General features: G+C 71.9%; 21 protein-coding genes. 7 read left to right on the plus strand and 14 right to left on the minus strand.

The features are described from left to right. The first annotated feature begins 345 nt into the window (after positions 1-345). Positions 346-1,941: a hypothetical protein gene (locus ACWGR4_RS23280; RefSeq protein WP_452134041.1), complete on the plus strand. Its 1,596-nt coding sequence runs from the start codon at positions 346-348 to the stop codon at positions 1,939-1,941. An 88-nt stretch (positions 1,942-2,029) separates the two neighbouring features. On the opposite strand, the gene gltX is transcribed toward ACWGR4_RS23280, so the two are convergent. The 4 genes from gltX to ACWGR4_RS23300 all read right to left on the minus strand — a co-directional run bounded on the left by gltX (position 2,030) and on the right by ACWGR4_RS23300 (position 5,588). Beyond that, positions 2,030-3,400 carry a glutamate--tRNA ligase gene (gene gltX / locus ACWGR4_RS23285; RefSeq protein ID WP_380000036.1) on the minus strand — a complete coding sequence of 457 codons (1,371 nt, stop codon included), beginning with the start codon at positions 3,398-3,400 and terminating at the stop codon, positions 2,030-2,032. 109 nt (positions 3,401-3,509) lie between these two features. Further along, positions 3,510-3,977: an ATP-binding protein gene (locus ACWGR4_RS23290; protein WP_379999806.1), complete on the minus strand. Its 468-nt coding sequence runs from the start codon at positions 3,975-3,977 to the stop codon at positions 3,510-3,512. Positions 3,978-4,063: 86 nt separating this feature from the next. Then, positions 4,064-4,405, minus strand: a complete 342-nt coding sequence (locus ACWGR4_RS23295) for an STAS domain-containing protein (RefSeq protein WP_379999804.1) — start codon at positions 4,403-4,405, stop codon at positions 4,064-4,066. Between the two features lie 214 nt (positions 4,406-4,619). Then, complete coding sequence (locus ACWGR4_RS23300; protein WP_379999802.1) at positions 4,620-5,588, minus strand: HpcH/HpaI aldolase/citrate lyase family protein; 969 nt, start codon at positions 5,586-5,588, stop codon at positions 4,620-4,622. A gap of 115 nt (positions 5,589-5,703) precedes the next feature. On the opposite strand from ACWGR4_RS23300, the gene ACWGR4_RS23305 reads away from it, so the two are divergent. Then, the gene (locus ACWGR4_RS23305) at positions 5,704-6,261 is read left to right on the plus strand and encodes a hypothetical protein (RefSeq protein ID WP_379999800.1); all 558 of its coding nucleotides are present in this window, start codon (positions 5,704-5,706) and stop codon (positions 6,259-6,261) included. A gap of 27 nt (positions 6,262-6,288) precedes the next feature. Here the strand turns inward: ACWGR4_RS23305 and ACWGR4_RS23310 are convergent, their stop codons facing one another. Continuing rightward, a complete protein-coding gene (locus ACWGR4_RS23310; protein WP_452132894.1) occupies positions 6,289-7,245 on the minus strand; it encodes a hypothetical protein in 957 nt (318 codons plus the stop codon). 123 nt (positions 7,246-7,368) lie between these two features. Then, positions 7,369-8,148 (minus strand): hypothetical protein, encoded by a 780-nt coding sequence (locus tag ACWGR4_RS23315; RefSeq protein WP_379999797.1) that lies wholly within the window; start codon positions 8,146-8,148, stop codon positions 7,369-7,371. 153 nt (positions 8,149-8,301) lie between these two features. Here ACWGR4_RS23315 and ACWGR4_RS23320 point away from each other — a divergent pair, with 153 nt between their 5' ends. The 3 genes from ACWGR4_RS23320 (at position 8,302) to ACWGR4_RS23330 (ending at position 10,799) form a co-directional block, all read left to right on the plus strand. Continuing rightward, positions 8,302-9,576: a magnesium transporter MgtE N-terminal domain-containing protein gene (locus ACWGR4_RS23320; RefSeq protein ID WP_452132893.1), complete on the plus strand. Its 1,275-nt coding sequence runs from the start codon at positions 8,302-8,304 to the stop codon at positions 9,574-9,576. Further along, positions 9,566-10,144: a DUF1003 domain-containing protein gene (locus ACWGR4_RS23325; RefSeq protein ID WP_452132892.1), complete on the plus strand. Its 579-nt coding sequence runs from the start codon at positions 9,566-9,568 to the stop codon at positions 10,142-10,144. The genes ACWGR4_RS23320 and ACWGR4_RS23325 overlap by 11 nt, the downstream gene beginning before the upstream one ends. Positions 10,145-10,217: 73 nt before the next feature. Continuing rightward, complete coding sequence (locus ACWGR4_RS23330) at positions 10,218-10,799, plus strand: TetR/AcrR family transcriptional regulator (RefSeq protein WP_379999791.1); 582 nt, start codon at positions 10,218-10,220, stop codon at positions 10,797-10,799. Here ACWGR4_RS23330 and ACWGR4_RS23335 read toward each other — a convergent pair. Genes ACWGR4_RS23335 through ACWGR4_RS23345 form a run of 3 tightly spaced genes read right to left on the minus strand, consistent with a single transcriptional unit; the run spans position 10,774 to position 13,479 of the window. Beyond that, positions 10,774-12,024, minus strand: coding sequence for a benzoate/H(+) symporter BenE family transporter (locus ACWGR4_RS23335; RefSeq protein WP_452132891.1), 1,251 nt, complete (start codon positions 12,022-12,024; stop codon positions 10,774-10,776). The two genes, ACWGR4_RS23330 and ACWGR4_RS23335, sit on opposite strands and share 26 nt — an antisense overlap. A gap of 18 nt (positions 12,025-12,042) precedes the next feature. Next, positions 12,043-12,519: a macro domain-containing protein gene (locus tag ACWGR4_RS23340; protein ID WP_379999787.1), complete on the minus strand. Its 477-nt coding sequence runs from the start codon at positions 12,517-12,519 to the stop codon at positions 12,043-12,045. A gap of 42 nt (positions 12,520-12,561) precedes the next feature. Further along, positions 12,562-13,479, minus strand: a complete 918-nt coding sequence (locus tag ACWGR4_RS23345) for an amidohydrolase family protein (protein WP_452132890.1) — start codon at positions 13,477-13,479, stop codon at positions 12,562-12,564. 92 nt (positions 13,480-13,571) lie between these two features. Here ACWGR4_RS23345 and ACWGR4_RS23350 point away from each other — a divergent pair, with 92 nt between their 5' ends. Beyond that, positions 13,572-14,720 (plus strand): Mrp/NBP35 family ATP-binding protein, encoded by a 1,149-nt coding sequence (locus tag ACWGR4_RS23350; RefSeq protein WP_379999782.1) that lies wholly within the window; start codon positions 13,572-13,574, stop codon positions 14,718-14,720. Positions 14,721-14,823: 103 nt separating this feature from the next. On the opposite strand, the gene ACWGR4_RS23355 is transcribed toward ACWGR4_RS23350, so the two are convergent. The 5 genes from ACWGR4_RS23355 to sigE all read right to left on the minus strand — a co-directional run bounded on the left by ACWGR4_RS23355 (position 14,824) and on the right by sigE (position 19,898). Beyond that, positions 14,824-15,468 (minus strand): hypothetical protein, encoded by a 645-nt coding sequence (locus ACWGR4_RS23355; RefSeq protein WP_379999780.1) that lies wholly within the window; start codon positions 15,466-15,468, stop codon positions 14,824-14,826. Positions 15,469-15,729: 261 nt separating this feature from the next. Further along, positions 15,730-16,170, minus strand: a complete 441-nt coding sequence (locus ACWGR4_RS23360) for a Sec-independent protein translocase subunit TatB (RefSeq protein ID WP_380000034.1) — start codon at positions 16,168-16,170, stop codon at positions 15,730-15,732. A gap of 238 nt (positions 16,171-16,408) precedes the next feature. Further along, entirely contained in the window at positions 16,409-18,331 is a 1,923-nt protein-coding gene (locus ACWGR4_RS23365) for a trypsin-like peptidase domain-containing protein (protein WP_452132889.1), read from the minus strand. 224 nt (positions 18,332-18,555) lie between these two features. After that, positions 18,556-19,176: an anti-sigma factor family protein gene (locus ACWGR4_RS23370; protein ID WP_452132888.1), complete on the minus strand. Its 621-nt coding sequence runs from the start codon at positions 19,174-19,176 to the stop codon at positions 18,556-18,558. A 104-nt stretch (positions 19,177-19,280) separates the two neighbouring features. After that, positions 19,281-19,898 carry an RNA polymerase sigma factor SigE gene (sigE, locus tag ACWGR4_RS23375; protein WP_101897113.1) on the minus strand — a complete coding sequence of 206 codons (618 nt, stop codon included), beginning with the start codon at positions 19,896-19,898 and terminating at the stop codon, positions 19,281-19,283. Between the two features lie 496 nt (positions 19,899-20,394). On the opposite strand from sigE, the gene ACWGR4_RS23380 reads away from it, so the two are divergent. Continuing rightward, entirely contained in the window at positions 20,395-21,030 is a 636-nt protein-coding gene (locus ACWGR4_RS23380; RefSeq protein ID WP_078979442.1) for an O-methyltransferase, read from the plus strand. The last annotated feature ends 83 nt before the right edge of the window (positions 21,031-21,113 follow it).

Below are 21,113 nucleotides of genomic sequence, written 5' to 3' on the forward strand. Positions count from 1 at the left end.
TCTCCACCGGAGGCCGTCGTCCTTTGTGGGCGGCGGCCTTCGCCGTGCCGACAACGCCTGTCACGGGCGGAAGATCGCATTCCGCTTCGCCCTTCGCGCGGCATGTCGATCATGTTGACACGTGACACCTGAACCGCCGCGAAATAGTCATTGACTTCGTCAGCAATTAACGGATGAATACGGTGTCGGACCATCTATTGCCGACTGCCCCCGCATCCGTCGCATTCCGACCGGCGGCCCGCCCCGCCCCGAGAGGTGGAGGCCGCAGTGCAATTCCCGGATCGCGCGATGCCGCTCCACGGCGGTAGGCATATTTCCATCCCCGCGAGGAGAATAGTGTCCCGAATGCGAAGAATCGCTCCACGCAGGCTGCTCGCCTCGACAGCCGTCGTCGCCGTCGCGTCCGCCGGCGGTCTCGTGGTCCTCGCACCGTCCGCCCAGGCGGCCCCGGTCGACTACACGACGCACTGTGTCAACAAGTACTCGCCGAACCTGCCCAATGGTCAGGTCCAGGTCGATCTGCAGGTCACCCCGGACAAGCCGACCTACGCCGTGGGCGACGAGATCACGGTCAAGTGGCACTTCACCGTGTTCCCCAAGGCCCCGCCGACCATCCCGGTGATCGGCAAGGTGCCCGCGAACTCGACCTACCTCGACGCCACGGTCAAGCTCGCCGGCGCGCAGAGCGGCACCTTCAAACTGACCGGGCCGCAGGACAACCCGGAGGCGCTGCCCGGCCAGGACCTCAAAGTCAGTGACGCCACCGGCAAGTTCACCGTGACCACGCCCGGCGACGTCAACCTGACGCCGGACATCTACTCGACGTGGACCACGGCCCTGGGCCTGAAGGTGCCGACCGACTGCTCGCCGGTCGACCCGATCGCGGTCTCGCGCACCCTCAAGGTCGAAGGCACCTCGCAGGAGCCGGCCACGCTGTCCGCCCCGGCCGAGGCCAACGCCGGCGTGCCGTTCGCGCTGACCGGCGCGCACTGGCCGGCCGGCAGCCCGACGGTCGAGCTGTGCGACGCCGCCGGCGCGGCGTGCGACGCGGCCAAGATCGCCCCTGGCAACACCCTCGCGGTGGCCGGCGGCGCGCTCACCGGCAACGTCGGCACAGTCGCCACGGTGCCTGCGGGCAACTACAAGATCAAGGTCAAGGTCGGCGCCGCCGAGGCGCTCGCCCCGATCAAGATCAACGCGACCGCGCGCCAGATCTCCATCAGCCCGGGCAGCGGCCCCGTGGGCACCACGGTCAAGGTCACCGGCAAAAACTTCGGGCCGAACCTCACCATCATCGCGCGCGGCCAGACCGCGACCGGGTACGTGCTCGACGAGACCGCCGCATACGCGGACTCGGCCGCCGACGGCACGGTCACCATCCCCGACTTCGTCGCCAGTGACCCGTCGATCACCGCGATCTACGTGACCGAGGGCACCGACGACACGACGGCGGTCACCACCCCGTTCCGCATCACCGTGCCCGGCGGCAACCTGGACCAGACGATCACCGGCAACGTCGTCGCCGGCGGTCTGACCATCACCCAGGAAGCCGGCGCCATCAAGCTGTCGGACATCACGCTCAACGGCCAGGCGCAGAACATGACCGGCGCGCTGAACACCGTGACCGTGAAGGACTTCCGCGGCGGCAACACCGGGTGGACCCTCACCGGCTCGGTGTCCGACTTCGGCAACGGCAACGGCGGCAAGATCGGCGCCGACAAGTTCACCTGGACCCCGAAGGTGACCACCGGCACCGGCTCGCCGAGCACCGCGGTGCCCGGTAGCGCGGGCCCGATCGGCACCGGAGCCACCCTGGCCTCGGCCCCGGCCGGGGCAACCACGGGCGGCACCTTCTCCGCCGACGCCGACCTGTCCCTCGCCGTCCCGGCCTACCAGGCCATCGGCACCTACACCAGCACCCTGACCCTCTCGATCAGCTGACCCGCGCAGCCGAACACCCGGACTGCCCCCGCGACTTCGGTCGCGGGGGCAGTCCGCCGTGCGGGCCCGCCCCGTTCGGGGCCGGCGGCTACTCGGCCTCGGCCAGGCGCTTCAGGGCGCGGTCGACGCGGGCCAGGACCCGGTCGCGGCCGAGGACCTGGAGGGATTCGAACAGCGGGAGGCCGATGGTGCGGCCGGTGACCGCGACGCGGACCGGGGCCTGGGACTTGGAGAGCTTGAGCCCGTGTGCGGCGCCGGCGGCCTCGACCGCGGCCTTGAGCGCGTCGACGTTCCACTCGGCCCGGGAGAGTTCGTCGCGGGCGCTCGCGAGCACGTCGGCCGCGCCCGGCTTCATCGCCTTGGCCCACGCCGCCTCGTCGTCGGCAGGCTCGGCCAGGAACAGGAAGTCGACGTACATCGGCACCTCGTCCAGCACCGTGATCCGGGTCTGCACCAGCGGCGCCACCTCGGCGAACACGGCCGGGTCGTACGCCTCCTTCGCCCACGGCGCCTTCGGCCCGAGCAGCCACGGCTCGCAGGCGCGCACGAAAGCGTCCGCGTCCAGCGCGCGGATGTAGTCCGCGTTGAAGGAGGACAACTTCTTCACGTCGAAGAAGGCCGACGACTTGTTCACGTCGCGCAGGTCGAACAGCTGCTCCAGCTCGGCGTACGGCCGGATCTCGATGTCGTCCTTGGGGCCCCACCCGAGCAGGAACAGGTAGTTCACCAGCGCGTCGGGCAGGTAGCCCTCGTCCAGGTAGGACTCGAGCGCCACCTTGTCCCGGCGCTTGGACAACTTCTGCCGCTTCTCGTTCACGATCACCGGCAGGTGCGCCCACTGCGGCGGGGTCGCGCCCAGCGCCTCCCACAGGAGCTGCTGCTTGGCCGCGTTGGACAGGTGCTCCTCGCCGCGGATCACCATGGTGATCTTCTGATCGACGTCGTCGACCACGTTCGCCAGCAGGAACACCGCCGAGCCGTTGCCCCGGGCGATCACGAAGTCCTCGAGCGAGGCGTTCGGGAACTCGGTGACCCCGCGCACCAGGTCGGCCACCACCGTGACGCCCTCGTCCGGGGTACGAAAGCGCAGCGCGCGCCCGTCGCCCGCCGCCAGGCCGCGCTCGCGGCAGAAGCCGTCGTAGCCCAGGTGCTTGGAGCCGGTCCGGGCCTCCAGGTCCTCGCGAGTGCAGTCGCAGTAGTACGCGCGGCCCGCCTCGAACAGCCGGACCGCCGACTCGCGGTGCAGCGTCGTGTTCCGCGACTGGAAGTAGGGGCCCTCGAAGGCCGGGTCGGCCGGGCTGATCCCGATCGCCGCGAGCGCGCTCAGGATGCCGTCGGTCCACTCCGGCCGGTTGCGCGCCTCGTCGGTGTCCTCGATCCGCAACACGAACACGCCGCCGGCCTTGTGCGCCACGGCCCAGTTGTACAGCGCGGAACGAGCGCCACCGACGTGGAACATGCCGGTGGGAGAGGGAGCGAAGCGAACACGAACCGAAGAGGCAGACATGTGCTCCAGGGTATCGGCCGCCCGGACCGACCTCGGCCCGGTACGCCCCCGGCCCGTCGGCTCAGCGCATCGCCTCGGGCACGGGCATGTCCACCCAGACCGTCTTGCCCTGCTCCCGGTGCACGACCACGCCCCAGTCCAGCGTCAACCGGCGGATGATGTGCAGCCCGTGACCCCCCGGTCGCGTTCCGGAGTGCGGCGACCTCGCCTGTGGCGGCTCCTCGCTGCGGTCGTCCACCTCGATCCGCAGCAGTTCGCTGGTCCGCACGACCCGCAGCTCCACCGGGCCGCCCGCGTGCAGGCACGCGTTGGTGACCAACTCGACCGCGACGAGCAGCACGTCGTCGGAGGTCAGCAGCACCTGCTCGTCCTCGGAGCCGCTCCATCCGTACGCGTGGAGCGTGTTGCGGATGAACGTCCGCGACCGCGCCACCGCCCCCGCCGCACCCTCGAACGGCAGTCTCCGCACCTGACGAAGCGGTGGGGTGGAGAAACAGGCCTCCCCGTCGCCGGGCGCCTGCGATCGCATGGCGCACATCTATTGGCTCACCTCGCTCACGCTGCTACGCGGTGATAGTTGCCCGCATCCCGCTGGAGGACACCAGAAGTCACGGGCTACTCTCCGACCGCCTCTGCCAGGGTCTCGTGGAAAGTGAACCCCTGTACCGCACCGGTGATCTCGAATACCCGCGCAACGGCGGGTTGAACGCCCACGAGGTGCACCGCTCCGCCCGCGGCCTGCGCACGCAGTCGGGCGGCGAGGAACGCGTTCAACCCGGTCGAATCACAAAAGTCGAGCTCGGAGCAGTCGATCACCAAACGCACACTGCCCTGTTCGACACACTCGAACAGACGGTCCCGCACCGCGGCGGCGCTGTCCACATCGATCTCACCGGCGACCGTGACGATCGAAGAGGTGCCCTGGGTGTGCACGGACACCGTCAAGCCACCCTGCATGCCAGCCTCCTGCTGCCCTTTGCCCGCCGAAGTACTCCGGCCCGGGCACACGATAGACGACCGCCCCGCCCCAGTGGAGGTCGGACGCCGATCCACGCTTCGCGCCGACCCGGCGCGGAGCCGATCCGGCGGTGCGATCCGGGCCGCCGGGCATGCGCCGAGAGGCGGGTCCGGCTGCCCGGAACCCGCCCCTCGCCGTCGTACCGATCCGGCGTCAGCCCTTCGGCGGCTCGAACTTTTGCGTGCGCTGCATCCCGGCGGCGCGACCCTTGGCCGAGATCACCAAGGCCATCTTGCGTGAGGCCTCGTCGATCATCTCGTCGCCGAGCATCGCGGCGCCCTTCATCCCGCCCTCGGCGGAGGTGCACCAGTCGTAGGCGTCGAGAATCATCTCGGCGTGGTCGTAGTCGGCCTGGGTGGGCTGGTACAGCTCGTTCGCGGCGTCGATCTGGCCGGGGTGCAGCACCCACTTGCCGTCGAAGCCCAGCGCGGCCGAGCGGCCGGCCACCCGACGGAAACCCTCGACGTCCTTGATCTGGAGGTAGGGGCCGTCGATCGCCTGGAGGTCGTTGGCCCGCGCGGCCATCAGGATGCGCATCAGGATGTAGTGGTACGCGTCGCCCGTGTCGTAGCCCGGCGGCTGCTCGCCGACCACCAGCGACTTCATGTTGATCGACGCCATGAAGTCGGCCGGGCCGAAGATGATCGTCTCCACGCGCGGCGACGCGGCGGCGATCTCGTCCACGTTGACCAGGCCGCGGGCGTTCTCGATCTGCGCCTCGATGCCGATCCGGCCGACCTCGAGGCCGACCGTCTTCTCGATCTGGGTGAGCAGCAGGTCCAGCGCCTTGACCTGGCCCGCGTCCTGCACCTTGGGCAACATGATCGCGTCGAGGTTGGCTCCCGCACCCTCGACCACGGTGACCACGTCGCGGTAGGTCCAGTGGGTGGTCCAGTCGTTGACCCGCACGACGCGGATCCGGTCCCCCCAGTCGCCGTTGTTCAGCGCGTCGACGATGGTGTGCCGCGCGCCCTCCTTCGCGAGCGGGGCGCAGGCGTCCTCCAAGTCGAGGAACACCTGGTCGACCGGGAGCCCCTGCGCCTTCTCGATGAAGCGCGGGTTGCTGCCGGGTACGGCCATACAGGAACGGCGGGAACGCAAGCTACGCGATGTGGCGGCCATGTCTCTGGTCCTCCCAGTGCTGCGGATCGTGCGGTCAGGTTACCGACGGGTCACCCGAAAGCGACTATGAGGTGGCGCACGTTCGGGGCCCGCGCGTTGTGGGACGCTGTGGCGCATGACGGACACCGACGGCACGCCCGAAGGCGCCCCGCCCGAAGCGGCGGCACTGCTGGAAGAGGCCGCACTGCTCGAAGAGGCCGCGAAGAAGTCCGGCCTCCTGTGGCTCACCGTCGCCCCCGCCCCGGCCCGCCCCGTCTGGCACGTGTGGCTCGACGGCGCCTCGTGGCTGGTGACCGCCCGCGAACCCGGCGCGGTGGAGCAGTTCGTGCCCGGCCTGACCGCCGCCGCGACCGTGCTGGTGGACGTGCGCAGCAAGGACAAGGGCGGCCGGCTGCCGGGCTGGACCGCCCGGGTCGCGGTGGTCGCGCCCGGCGACCCGAGCTACGAGCCGGCCGTACTCGCCCTGCACGCCGCCCGGTTGAACGCGCCCGACGGCGAGGAGCAGCCCGCGCGCTGGGCCCGGGAGTGCGACCTGGTCCGGCTCACCCCCACCGGGTCCGCCCGGGCGCTGCCCCACGATGCCGGCCGCGCGGTGCCGATCGGCTCACCCGCGGTGACCCGGGGCGCGTCCCCGCTCAACTGGTCGATCGGCCGGCTGCGCCGGCGCGCCTGAAGCCCGCGCCGACGGATCGAGCGCGACTCAGGGGAACAGCACCGGGTCGCTCCTGAGCCCCGTCGGCACCGGCGGCTTGGGCGTGCGCCCGATGTCGGGTCGGCGGGTAGTGCCCGACGAGCTCGTGGCGGGCGCGCCGGTCGACGGACGCCCGGTGGAGCCGCCTGGGCCGGTGGAGCCGTTGCCGCTGCTCGTCGACCGCCCCGGCGTGGTCAGGTCCTTGTCCACCACTTCCTTGGGGTCCGGCGCGTGCAGGTCGACCCGCTCGCCGTAGGCGAGGAAGTCGAACGCTCCGGCCTGGCGCGCGTCGGCGGCGGACTCCATGCGCAGCAGATACGGAGCGCCCTCGGTGGCCACCCAGATGACGCCGCCCGCGCCCGGCGTGCGGTTCTCCAGGGCGATCGCCCGGTGTCCGTTGACCTGCTTGACGGCGCCCTTCTCCAGCTTGCCCGGCTTGCCCATCAGCTTGGTGGTCAGCCGCTCGACGTAGGTGTTCTCGACGATGCCGCTGTACTTCTTGTCGCCGGAGGGCACCTGGACGAACTTGTCGTGGTTGCCCACCTCGGAGCCGGCGCCGTCGACCTTGGACCAGAACTTCGCGTCGCCCCGGAACCAGACCTGGTTCTGCACCCGGGTGATGTACGCGGTCGTGTTGTCCTCGACGATCTGGCCCGCGCTGCCGGTGCTGGTGAAGCGCATGTCCACACTGAACGGCTTCGCCGGCTTGCCCGCCGTGCCCGGGACCGCCAACTCCCCCTTCACGTGTACCGACTTGGCCGCGGCCGTCGCGGCCTGGGCCCGCTGCAGGATCGCCGCCGGGTCGAGCCCGTCCACCTGGTTGCCCAGCGGCGCGCCCGCCGTCGGCTCGTCCACCGGCGCCTGCCACGAGCGGTGCGCGGGCCGTCCCGGACTGCACCCGGCGACCAGCACCGTGACCGATACCGCCGCCGTCGCCACCACGAAGCCGCGTCGCACGTGATCCATCGCCTGGTTCCCTCGTCGTTCGATGTCTCGTAGGTTTCGCCGACCGCCTCGACGCCCGTCCGCGTCGTCGTGCTCCCGCGTCGTGCTCCCGGAAACGGTATCCCGGAGCCCGCGCGGCCGGGCTCAGTCGGTGCCCGGCACCGGCCCGCCGGGCTTGTCCGTGGGCTTGCCGGTCGGCTTGCCCGACGGGTCCTTGCCGTCGGTCAGCGTGCCGTAGTCCAGCACCTCGTCGGCATGGGGCAGCACCAACGGGAAGTCCTGGTCGTACTCGAACAGTTCGAGCGCTCCGCCGCTCGGCGACGGAATGTACTTGAGCGGATACGGCGTCCCGGTCAGCGCCACCCGCAACTCGCCGCCGCGCCCGCGGTCGGCCACCACCTTGAGCGTTTCGACGCCCCGCACCTTTTCCCGGCCGTCCTTCTTGAGTTTGCCGTTGAGCCGGATCAGATCGGTGATCATGTCCTGCATCCGGGTGAAGCCGGACAGTCGCGCGTAACTGGGGTCGGAGGCGGGCACCTTGACGAACTTGTCCCGCAACGCCTGCGCCGACTGCTCGACGTCCGCCCCGCCGCGCCCGTCCCGGCCCTGGTACAGCCGGGCGTCGCCGCGGACGTACAGATCCTGGCCGATGCGCAGCAGTTCGATGGTGCTGTCGGCGGTGACCACGGTGCCCACTCCGCCGTCGCGCTTGAGGCGCAGGTCGATCCTGAACTGCTGGGTCTGGATCTTCCACACCCCCTGCACGTGCACCGCTCCGGTCCCGGCCGCCGCCGCCTTGGCCTTGCCGGTGATGGCGTCCGCGGACTCCGAACCGAGCCCGGTCTCCGCCTTCGAACACGCCGTGCCGGCGAGGACGCAGGCGGTCAGGAGGGCGATCGTGGTCTTCGTCTGAGGCAAGCGCACGGGCGGCACTGTACTGAGCCGGGCGGGAGGTGTCGTGATCGTGCCCACCTTCACCGGTAGCCTGACCGACTGGGATGCCCCCGGCACGAGCGGGCACACACATCGGCGGCGCGGCACATCGGCGGCGGACATCGGCGACGGAGGGACCACGGCATGGGTGCGTCATCCGGACGGGTGTTCATCTCGCACCTCGCGGGCGTGGCCGTGTTCGATCCCAACGGCGACCACGTCGGCCGGCTGCGCGACGTCGTCGTCATGCTGCGCACCGCCCAACTGCCCCCGCGGGTGCTCGGCCTGGTCGTCGAGGTGGCCACCCGGCGCCGGATCTTCGTCCCGATGACCCGGGTGACCAGCGTGGAGACCGGTGAGGTGATCACCACCGGGCTGGTCAACATGCGCCGTTTCGAGCAACGACCGAGCGAGACGTTGGTGCTCGCCGAGATGCTGGACCGGCGGGTGACGCTGGCCGAGAACGACGAGTCGGTCACCGTCCTCGACGTGGCGATGGCGCTCGGGCGCGGGCGCAACTGGCTGATCTCCAAGCTCTTCGTGCAAAAGGGCGGCACCTCGGCGCTGCGCCGCAGGCGCGGCGAGACGATCACCGTCGACTGGAACGCGGTGGTCGGCTTCGAGCGCCCCGAGGATCAGCAGGGTGCGGCGAACCTGCTCGCCACGTTCGAGCAGTTGCGCCCCGCCGACCTGGCCAACGTGCTGCACAACCTGTCCGCCAAGCGCCGTGCCGAGGTGGCCGCGGCGCTGGACGACGACCGGCTCGCCGACGTGCTGGAGGAGTTGCCCGAGGACGACCAGGTGGAGATCCTGGGCCAGCTCCAGGAGGAGCGCGCGGCCGACGTGCTGGAGGCGATGGACCCCGACGACGCGGCCGACCTGATCTCCGAGCTGCCCGAGGACACCGCGGAGCGCCTGCTGGGTCTGATGGAGCCGGAGGAGGCGGAGGACGTGCGCCGGCTGCTGACCTACGTCGAGGACACCGCCGGCGGCATGATGACCACCGAGCCGATCGTGCTGGAGCCGGGCGCGACCATCGCCGAGGCGCTGGCGCAGGTGCGCAACGCCGACCTGTCGCCGGCGCTGGCCAGTCAGGTCTACGTGTGCCGGCCGCCGACCGAGACGCCGACCGGCAAGTATCTGGGCACGGTGCACTTCCAGCGGCTGCTGCGCGATCCGCCGTTCACCCTGGTCGGCGCGGTCCTGGACACCGACCTGATGCCGCTGCGGCCGGACACCCCGCTCGCCGAGGTGACCAGCTTCCTGGCCGCCTACAACATGGTCGCCGCGCCCGTGGTGGACGAGGACGACCACCTGCTCGGCGCGGTCACCGTCGACGACGTGCTCGACCACCTGCTGCCCGAGGACTGGCGCGAGGGCGCGATACACGGAGACGGGGGTGTCCGCCGTGGCACGTGAGAGCACGAGCGCCGACAAGCGGCGTCGTCCGCGCCTGGATCAACCGCGCGATCCGCGGCGGCGTCCGCTGCTGCCCGCGTACGACCCGGAGGCGTTCGGCCGGTTCTCCGAGCGGATCGCCCGCTTCCTGGGCACCGGCCGGTTCCTGGTCTACATGACCGCCACGGTGATCGTGTGGATCGGCTGGAACATCTTCGTGCCGCCGGCGCTGCGCTTCGACGAGTATCCGTTCATCTTCCTGACCCTGGCGCTGTCCCTCCAGGCGTCGTACGCGGCGCCGCTGATCCTGCTCGCGCAAAATCGCCAGGACGACCGGGACCGCGTCAATCTGGAGCAGGACCGGGCCCGCAACGAGCGCAACATCGCCGACACCGAGTATTTGACCCGCGAGGTCGCGGCACTGCGGATCGCCCTCGGCGAGGTGGCCACGCGCGACTTCCTGCGCTCGGAACTGCAGTCCATGCTCAAGGAGTTGGACGAGCGTCGGGAGACGGACGGCTGGCTGATGGGCCGCGAGGTCACCGACGCGCACCTGGGCCGGGCGGGCCGCCCGCCGGAGTCCGAGTAGCCCCGACCGTCTTATACAAATGTATGAGTCGCTCGTATAAGACATCCGTCTAGAACGGCGCTACCATCGGGCCATGGGACATCGCGAAGACCTGCTGGCCGGAGCCAAACGTTGCCTGTACGAAAAGGGCTACATGCGCACCACCGCGCGCGACATCGTCGCCGCGTCGGGGACCAACCTGGGCTCGATCGGCTACCACTACGGATCCAAGGACGCGCTGATGCAGCAGGCGCTCCTGGAGTCGATCGAGGGCTGGGGCGACGAGTTGTCCGCCGCGCTGACGGAGGCGGTAGGCACCGAGACCGCGCCGCTGGAGCGGTTCGAGGCGATCTGGGCGCGGGTGATCGACCTGATGGAGTCGCACCGCATGATGTGGGCGGCCAACTTCGAGATCCTGGCCCACCTCGACGAGTTGCCGGAGATCCACAAGGTGCTCGGCGCGGCGCAGGACGCGGGGCGCAGCGGCCTCGCCTCGGTCTTCCTCGGGGTGCCCGAGGAGGGCAACGAGCACCTGACCCGCACGGTCGGATCGTTGTGTCAGGCGCTGCTGGTGGGTGTGGTCAGCCAGTGGATGTTCGCCCCGGACACCGCCCCCACCGGGCGCGACCTCGCCGAGGGCATGCGCGTGCTCATGGGCGTGCGGCCGGCCGGCTGAACCACCGCGACGAGAGCACCACGTGGGCCAGGACCCCCGCGATCAAGCCCCAGAACGCGGACCCGATGCCCCGGATGGTCACCCCGGACGCGGTGGCCAGGAAGGTGATCAGCGCCGCCTCCCGGTGCTCGTCGTCGGCCATCGCACCGGTCAGCCCGCTCGCCAACGCGCCGAACAGCGCGACACCCGCGACCGCGGCGATCAGTTCCTTGGGCAGGCCCGCGAACACCGCGACCAGGGTCGACCCGAACATCCCGACGACCAGGTAGAACACGCCACACGCGACCCCCGCGACATAACGCCTGCGGGGGTCGCGGTGCGCCTCGGGTCCGGTACAGATCGCCGCGGTGATCGCGGCCAGGTTGATCGCGTGCGACCCGAACGGCGCGAGCAGCGTGGACACCGCGCCGGTGGAGCCGATCAACACTCGGTCGTCGGGCCGGTAGCCGGAGGCCGTCAGCACCCCCATCCCGGGCGCGTTCTGCGACGCGAGCGTGGCCACCAGGAGCGGCACGGTGATCCCGATCAGCGCGGGTACGGACAGGTGCGGCGTGGTCCACACCGGCCGGGCGATCTCGAACGAGTCCACGTGCACGTGCAACCGCGATCCGGCCGCCGCGCAGCCCACCCCGACCACGAGCGCGACCAGTACCGCGTAGCGCGGCACGAAGCGCCTGGCCACCAGGTAGCCGAGCAGGACCCCGCCGCCGATCCACGGCGCGGTGCGCACCGAGGTGAACACCCCGGTGCCGAACGAGAACAGGATCCCGGCGAGCATCGCGGACACCACCGCGCCGGGCACCTTGCGCATCAGGCGGCCGAACACGCCGGTCACCCCGATCACGGTGATCAGCACGCCGGTGACCACGAACGCGCCGATCGCCTCGGGGTACGCGTACGAGCCCAGGCTGGTCACCAAAAGCGCGGCCCCCGGGGTGGACCACGCGGTGACGATCGGCATCCGGGTGTACAGGCTCAGGCCCAGGCAGGTCAGCCCGCTGCCGATGGACAGCGCCCACACCCACGAGCCGGTCTGCGCCGGGCTCAGCCCCGCGCCGGCCGCGGCGGAGAGCACGATCACCAGGGGCCCCGAGTAGGAGACCAGCACCGCGATCAGGCCGGCGAGCACCGCCGAGAGGGAGGCGTCGCGCCAAAGGGTGGGCCGGCGCGCGGGCGCCGCGGCCTCGGCGCCCGCGTCGGTGCCCGTCGTGGTTCGGATGGTCACCGCGCGCCCGCCTCGTGGTCAGTCGTGGTCGTAGACGGTGACCGGGACACCGCGCCCGCTCAACCGTTCGAGGATGAGCGGCTCCACCCTGCCCCACGTGCCCCCGGCCAGACCACAGCCAATTCGCGGCATGTGGACCGACGCGCCGAGTTCGAGCGCCCGCTCGCCGAGGGTGCCCAGGGCCCGGTCGATCGCGTCGTAGCGCACCGGCGGGCCCTTGCTGCCGGTACGGGTGCCGTGTTGGCCGATCAGGTTGGCCACCCACAGGTAGGTGTCCACCCGGACCAGCCGCACCGCGCCGAGTCCGAAGTCGTTGCCCGCCCGCTCGCGGTACCACCGCCGGTAGTCGGCCTCCGGCTCCGGCCACCGCTTGGACAGCGCGAGCACGAAGCCCTTGCCCCAGCCGCCCCGGTCGTTGCACACGTGCGCAATCACCTTGACGCCCTTGCCCAGCGGCGTGGTGGCATCTCCCCGGACGTACCCGATCCTCTCCACCCCCGGCACGGTAGCCGGCCGCACCGACGCGCCGGCACGGGTTTACGGGCGGGCTTGCGAGACCCCGGGAAGGCCCCGGGCGAGGCCGAACAGCCGCGCCGCGTTGTCGTGGCAGACCGCGCGCAGCCAGTCGTCGCCGAGGTCGACCCGGGTGAGCGCGGCGAGCGCGTCGGCGTAGCCGTAGGGGATGTTCGGGAAGTCGCTGCCCCACAGGATGCGATCCGCCGCGTCGAGCAGCCGGGGCCGGTCGGCCGACGGGAACGGGGCGGCCTCCTCGACGAATTCGGTGAACGCCATCGTGGTGTCCAGGTGCACCCTCGGGTAGCGCGCCGCCAGGTCCAGGAACGCGCCGTACTCCGGCATCCCCATGTGCGCGACGATCAGCGCCAGCCGCGGATGCCGGGCCAGCACCCGGGCGATCGGCTCCGGCCCGGTGTGCGCCCCGGGCACCGGCCCGGACCCGCAGTGCGCGACCACCGGCACCCCGGCGTCGGCGAGCGTGCCCCACACGTCGTCCAGGAGCGGATCGGTCGGATCCCAGCCACCGACCTGGACGTGCGCCTTGAACACCACCGCACCCGCGTCGATCGCCTCGCGCACGTACTTGGCCGCGTCGGGTTCGGCGAAGAACGTCGCCGTATGCAGACAGTCGGGGGTGCGCGCGGCGAACTCGCGCGACCACGCGTTCAGCCACGCGGCCATCGCGGGCTTGTGCGGATACAACATCGAGGTGAACGCCGAGACGCCGAAGTCGCGCAGCGTGGCGACCCGCGCGTCCTCGTCCAGGCGATAGGTGATCGGCCACGGCCGGCCGATCAGCGGACCGGCCGCGTCGAAGTACGCCCACACCTTGTCCAGCACCTGCTTGGGCATGAAGTGCGTGTGCACGTCGATCAGCGTCGCCAGGCCCAGGGCCCGGCGGAACTCCGCCACTCGCGTCCGCTCGGCCGATATCGTCACGCGGCACCTCCCCGTCGGTTCGCAGCCCCCGCTCCGGGCCCGGATCCCGATGCTCGCAAAGGATTCCGGCGCGAGGGTCGTAAGCTCACGGTATGGCTTCTGCAACCCTGCCCTCGGCGGACGACGTCCAGGATGCCCTGGCGACCGTCCAGGACCCCGAGATCCACCGGCCCATCACCGAACTGGGCATGGTCAAATCCGTCGACATCCTGGCCGACGGTCGGGTCGAGGTCGCGGTCTATCTGACGGTCAGCGGCTGTCCGATGCGCGAGACGATCATCAGCCGGGTGGAGACCGCCGTGGCCGCGCTGCCCGGGGTGACCTCGGTCGGCGTCGAACTCGACGTGATGAGCGACACGCAGCGCAAGGAGCTGGCGAGCCGACTGCGCGGCGGCCAGGCCGAGCGCGAGGTGCCGTTCGCCAAGCCCGGCTCGCTGACCCGGGTCTACGCGGTGGCCTCCGGCAAGGGCGGCGTCGGCAAGTCCTCGGTGACGGTGAACCTGGCCGCGGCGATGGTCGGGCAGGGCCTGAAGGTCGGCGTGGTGGACGCGGACATCTACGGCCACTCGGTGCCGCGCATGCTCGGCGCCGAGGGCAAGCCCACCCAGGTCGAGAACATGATCATGCCGCCGTCGGCGCTGGGTGTGAAGGTCATCTCGATCGGCATGTTCACCCCCGGCAACGCGCCGGTGGTCTGGCGCGGGCCGATGTTGCACCGCGCGCTCCAGCAGTTCCTGGCCGACGTCTACTGGGGCGACCTCGACGTCCTGCTCCTGGACCTCCCGCCGGGCACCGGCGACATCGCCATCTCGGTCGCCCAGTTGGTGCCCAACGCGGAGATCCTGGTGGTGACCACGCCGCAGCAGGCCGCCGCCGAGGTCGCCGAGCGGGCCGGCACGATCGCGGTCGAGACCCGCCAGACGATCGCCGGCGTGATCGAGAACATGGCCGGGCTGCCCTGCCCGCACTGCGGCGAGATGGTCGACGTGTTCGGCTCCGGCGGCGGACAGCGCGTCGCCGACGGCCTGTCCGCGGCCACCGGCACGAAGGTGCCGCTGCTCGGCTCGATCCCGATCGACACCCGGCTGCGCGAGGGCGGCGACACCGGCCGCCCGGTCGTCGTCGACGCGCCCGACTCGCCCGCCGCCGTCGCGCTCGGCGCGGTCGCGGCGAAGCTCGGCGGTCGCGAGCGCGGCCTCTCCGGCCTCCAGCTCGGCCTGACCCCGCTGCGCAACTTCTAGACCCTGTCCGGCCCCGGCACCCGTTCGGGGTCTCGGCGCGCCGATCCCGGGGGCACGCCCGCCCGTTGCGGCGCGTCCGTGACCCCGGGGCCGCGCCGGGCGCTCACGCGTCCGGCGTCGCGTACGTTCGCAGATCCACCGAGCGGGACAGGCCCAGGCCGTACGCGCTCGCGCCCCGGCCGTACACCCCCAGGTACACCCCCGCGCTCTCCCCCGCGAGCACCCAGCCGTACGCCGACTCCCGGTAGCGGAAACGCGCCGGCACCCCGTCGACCGGGATCGCCAGGTCCGTCCACCCCGGTCCGGGCAGATTGTCGGACAGGTCCCATGCGATGTTCGTCTGCTGATCCAGCCACTCCGCACGGGTCGCGCGGTCCAACTGCCACGGCCAACTGTCCGCGAGCAACGCCACCCCTGCGAGTGACGCCGCGCTCGCCTTCGACGTGGCCTCCATCTGTCCCGTGCCGTCGCCGGCCGGCCGCTTGGGCCGCTGCGGGACGGTCACCACGGACACGAACCGGCGAGGCGTGGGGTCACCGGGCCGGCGGCTGGGCAGGTCGCCGTGGCCCAGCGTGCCGTACTCGATCGTGCCCCGCCCCCGGCACACCGAGGACAACCAACGCCGCCCGTTCCAGCCCTCGTCCAGGCCGTACCAGGGAAAGTCCGAGCTCAGGTATTCCGCCAGCAGATCGGGCCTGCCGGCCCCTTCGGCGGGCAACGCCTCGCCCGCGTGGCTGATTGTGTCCATGCTCCGCCTCAGGTCCTCTCGCGCGGCGCGACGGCGCCGCGCCGGCTGCCTCGGTCTGCCATGTCGGGCGGCCACTCCCCCGAGCGATGCCGGGTGGACGAGCCGTGCGATACATGTATCCGCCGAGTCACCGACCACACACCGCCCGTGTACTCGGGCTCCATAGTGCCCGAACGCGCGGGTGCTCCGACGCCGTGTGCGGCGCCGGTCGGCCCGAATGCGGGCCGCGGATCCCCGGCCGGAGACGGGCGGGGTCGACCCTCAGGTGGCGTCGGCATCGTACGGCGGACGCTCGCCGGGCTCGACCCGGGCGGCGCCGCCGTTCTTGTGCAGCGAGGTCTTCGGCGCGGACGACTGCCCGGCCGACGGGCGGTGCGAGGTGTCGGGCACGTCCGGCTCGAAGAGGTTGCCGCTCGCCAGACCCTTGATGTCGTCGAAGTCCTTGCCGAGCGAGTCGCGCAACTCCCGGATGCCCAGATCGTCGTCGCCGTCGCCCATCAGGTTCTTGCGGACGAAGGTCTTCGGGTTCAGGTCCTCCAGGTGCATGTCCTGGAACTCCGGACCCAGTTCCTTCTTCAGGTCCGCGCGGGCCCCGGAGGAGAACTCGCGGAACTTGCGAATGGTGCGCGCCACGTCGCCGATCATCTTCGGCAGCTTCTCGGGACCGAAGATGACGATCGCGAGGATGACGAGCGCGACCATCTCGGGTGCACCGACGTCGAACACCTGGACTCCACGAGATTGCGCGAGGGGGTTCGGTCGGGTGACCGAACCCCCTCAGAGTAGTCGTCGACCCCCCGAACGGAAGGTCGCGGGCGGCACCGAACCGGTCGCTTGGCGCCTATTGGCAAAAGATGTGATCACCCGGCCATGTGTACGTCATGTCCGAGTCATCCTGCTTGGCGGCCGGCCGGCCCCTCGGGGACGGCCGGCCCCCGGGTCAGCCCGCCTGGAGGGTCATGTCGACCGAGCGCTCCGCGCCGTCACGCTCGATGGTGAGCTTGACCACGCCGCCCGGCGCCTTGGACCGGATCGCCACGATCAACTCGTTCGCGTCGTGCACCCGGCGACCGTCGATCGCCTTGATCACGTCGCCCGGTTTGAGCCCGGCCTGCTCGGCGGGTCCGCCCGGACGCACCGGCGGCGTGCCCTTGACGTCCTCCGACGCGATCCGGGCGCCGTCGCCCGTGTAGGCGACGTCGAGCGAGACGCCGATCACCGGATGCGAGGCCTTGCCGGTGTCGATCAACTGCTGCGCGACCCGGCGCGCCTGGTTGATCGGGATCGCGAAGCCGAGGCCGATGCTGCCCGCCTCCTGCTGCGCCCCGAACGGATTGCCCTGGCCACCGCCGCCGGCCGAGCGGATCGCCGAGTTGATCCCGATCACCGAACCCGCCGCGTCGATCAGCGGCCCGCCGGAGTTGCCGGGGTTGATCGGCGCGTCGGTCTGCAACGCGCTGATGTAGGAGACATCGCTGCCGGAGGAGCCGGCGCTGACCGCGCGGTCCTTGGCGCTGATGATCCCGGAGGTGACGGTGCCCTCCAGGTTGAACGGCGCACCGATCGCGATCACCGGGTCACCGACCTGCACGGCATCGGAGTTGCCCAGCGGCAGCGGGTGCAGCCCCTGGACGCCGGACACCCGGATCACCGCGAGGTCGTAGCCGGCGTCCCGGCCGACCAGGGTCGCGGTGGTGCGCTGCCCGTCGTTGAACGTCACCGTGATCGTGCCGCCGGACGCGGCCGAGTCCACGACGTGGTTGTTGGTCAGGATGTCGCCGGCGGTGTCCAGCACGAAGCCGGTGCCGGTGGCCTCGCCGCGACCGGTCTTGGCGTGGATGTACACCACGCCGGGCAGCGTGCGGTCCGCGAGGCCGGCGATGGTGTCCTTGCCCCGGGCCGGACCGCTCTGCGGCGGGTCGCCCAGGCGGATCCTGGTGTCGTGCCGATCGGCGATCCAGGCCCCGATGCCGCCGCCGATCAACCCGGCGACGAGGGCGAGGGCCGCGGCCCACACCACCAGCCGTCGCCCGTAGCGCCGACCCAGGTCCTCCGTGGGCCCGCCCGCGCCGGTCATGTCCCCGGGGACGGCATAGCCGTACGGCACGGCCTGATAGGGCGCGTAGCCGGTCTGCGGGGCGTACGAGGGGTACGGCCCGTAGGGCCCGTAGCCCGGATGCGCGACGCCGGCCGGCACACCGTAGGCACCGGGCTGCCCCGGATATCCCGGCCACTGCCCGGTGGGCTGCTGCGGGGGTGGCCCGGCGGGCGGCGGCTGCGGCGGCGGGGCGAACGGGTCGTAGCCGGGGTCGTCCGCGGCCGGCAACTCGGCGGTGCCGTGCACCACGGGCACCTCGGCGGTCACCGCGTCCCGGACATCGGGCGTCGGCACCCCGAACGCATCGGGTTCGGCGGCGGGATCGGCCGGCGGCGGCTCCTTGGCCAACGACGTCCGCACGGGAAACGCGGCGGGCTCGGCATCGGCCGCGTGCGAGCCGCCGGGCGCGGCGAAGCCTTCGGTGGTCGCGCCCCGGTGACCCGGCTCGGCGCCGCCGTCGGCCGCGTCCCCGCGACCCGTCCCGGCGCCCGTGTCCGAAGCCCGCGAGTCGTCCCCGGCGGAGTCCTCCGCCCCCGACACCGGTCGGACCTCGGTGGGCGGCTCCTCGTCCGCCGCCCGGCCGGAAGCCGCGGGGCCCGCGGCCGCGCCGTCGGGTGTGTCCTCTCCGGGGTCCGTCGACACCCGCGGGCCACCGGGCGGGAAGGCCGCCGGCTCCGCGCCGAGGTCGTGCTCGGGTGCCGGTCCGGCCGGCGCGTCGTCGCCTCGCGGCGGCTCCGCTCCCCCACGGCCGTATGCGTCGCTCATCGTGTGCCTTCCTACCGCTCCCGGTGTGCCGGGGCATCCGCTGCTTCTCCGGCCCGGCCACAGTCTTGCGCGTGCCGCTCGCCGGCGTCCCGGCGGCAGCGGATACCCGTCACATCCCACACGCGAACCCGCCCGAAAGCAGCGCGCCCGCGCGGATCCGCGCGGGCGCCCCGGACCCGGCGCATCGGCGCCCGGGACCGGGGGTACGGCCTGCGGCGCGGCAGCTAGTGCCGGGCCTCGATCGTGTGGACCGGCACCGTCATGGACGCCCCCGCGAGCACCGGCTCGGAGCGTTTGACCGACTTGCCCGCAGGCAACGCGCCGGTGCTCGCGGCCTGCTCCACCAGGTAGCGCTCGACGGCCGGGGCCGCGGGTCGGCCCTCGGTGCCGCCGCTGGTCCCGCCCGGCACGAAGGCGCTGCTCAGCGCGACGGCCATCATCGAGAATGCGCCGGCCGCCGCGAACGTCAGCCGACGCCGGCTCACCGGCGGGCGCACCCGCTCGGGCATGTTGCCGGGCCGGCCCGCCCGCGGGCCGGTCGACCGCGAACGTGCGCGGGTCGAGCCCGTGGGTCGCCCGGCGGCCGGGAACATGAATCGATCGCCGCCCGCGGGCGGCGCGGGCGGCTCCTCGGCGGATTCCCCGAGCGCGAACAACCGCGCCATCAGGTCCTCGGAGGGGCCGGGTTGACGCGCGTTGCCGAGCAACTGCTTCACCTGGCGCTGCTCCTCGGCCTCCACGCGACAGTCCGCGCATTCGGCGAGGTGCGCCAGCACCTTCTCCCGGGCCTCATGGCCCAGTTCGCCGTCCACATAGGCGGCGAGCTTGTCCTCGGGGTGGCTCATGTCCCCACCTCGCATGCCCCACATCGGGTCGCGGCGCGCCCCAGCCGTGTGGCACTCACTACCCCCCTGCCCAAGCGGTCGCCGGGCTCACTGCTCACGGTCCCTCATCTCCGCACCGTGGTCCGGACCTCCGCAGCCGTCTCCTGGCCTGCCTTGTTCCGGGGAGCACGGTGCCGCAGCGCCGCACGGAGCTGGGACCGGCCGCGGTGGATGCGGCTGCGCACGGTCCCGAGTTTCACTCCGAGCGTGGTGGCGATCTCCTCGTACGACAGGCCCTCGATGTCACACAGTACGACCGCGGCGCGGAACTCCGGCGCGAGCGCGTCCAGCGCCTGCTGGACGTCCGCGTCCAGGTGGGCGTCGTCGTATGCCTGCGCGGGCGAGAGCTCACGACCGGCGAGGCGTTCGCCCGCGTCGTCGCCCAGACCCTCGAAGCGGATGCGCTGACGGCGCCGAACCATGTCGAGGAAAAGGTTCGTGGTGATGCGGTGCAGCCAACCCTCGAACGTGCCGGGCGTGTAGCTCGACAACGATCGGAACACTCGGACGAACACCTCTTGGGTGATGTCGTCCGCGTCGTGCGGGTTGCCACTGAGGCGGTAGGCGAGCCGATACACCCGCGCGGAGTGGGTGCGGACGATGTCCTCCCACGTCGGCGGGACCCATTCGGCCTGGGCTGGGCTGCTGGTTGCGTTTGCGGCTTCGGCCACGTGATCCGGCATCGGCGACGGCTCGCGAGTACAGGATTGTTCCCCGCGACGGTCGACCACTGCCACACCTCCTCTTCCGAGTAGCGCAACCACCATAAGCGTCCTGCCTGTTAAGCCCGGATAAGGGCGCCGAGCCCCGGTCCGACCCAACCTCCGGTGCCGCGAGACCACGAGCCTCGTGTTCACCTGTCTTCCGTGGGGGCCAACGAACCACATCCATACGGGGTTCCCGGGGCGGGCGCTCGGGGCCGGCTCGCCGAGGGCTGGTCGCGCGGGCCGGCTCGCCACGGGCGGGTCCGCGGCGGGAGCGGGTGGGCGGGGACCGTCGGCCCGGGTCGTGGGCGCTGACGCGCCACGGGGTGGGGGCGTCGGCGGGGCCGGGGCCGGGGAGGTCGGGCAATCGTGCGGCGCTCCCCGGGCGGTGGGGGGACGCCTCGGTAATACGCTTGCGCTCAGGTGGCCGACCCGTCTCGAGCGCGAACGGGCGGCCGGGACAGAGGAGGAAGCCATTTCCGGCAATCGCCAGGCGAGCTGGGCGTTCGCGGAAGAGTACGTCGGCGAGGACGCCGTCCTCGCGGGCGCCCGCGCCCGCGCCCGGGAAGTCGGCGTGCTCCCGATAGGTCCCGGCGGCGGCGCCGCGCTGCGCTTCCTCGCCGCCGCGGTCGAGGCCAAGGCGGTCGCCGAGATCGGGACCGGGACCGGGGTGTCCGGCCTCTACCTGCTGCGCGGCATGCGCTCCGACGGGGTGCTCACCACGGTCGACGCCGATCCCGAGAACCAGCGGCTCGCCAAGGAGACCTTCACCGAGGCGGGCTTTCCCAGCGGGCGCGCCAGGTTCATCCCGGGCCGGGCCCTGGAGGTGCTGCCCCGGCTCGCCGACGGCGGCTACGACCTGGTGTTCTGCGACGGGGACAAGCTCGAATACCTGGACTACCTCGCCGAGGCGCTGCGGTTGTTGCGGCCCGGCGGCGTGGTCTGTTTCGACAACGCGCTGCTGCGCGACCGGGTGGCCGATCCGGCGCACCGCGACGCGGAGACCGCCGCCGTGCGCGACGTGTTGCGGGTGATCCGCGAGCACGAGTCGCTGGTGCCGGCGCTGCTCCCGGTCGGCGACGGCCTGCTGTGTGCGGCCCGTCGGGGCTGAGCCCGACCGGGCCGACATGCGACCCGCCCACGCACATGCCGACGGCCCCGGTACGAACATGAGTCTCCATGTCCGTGCCGGGG

This window comes from Embleya sp. NPDC055664 (assembly GCF_053618075.1).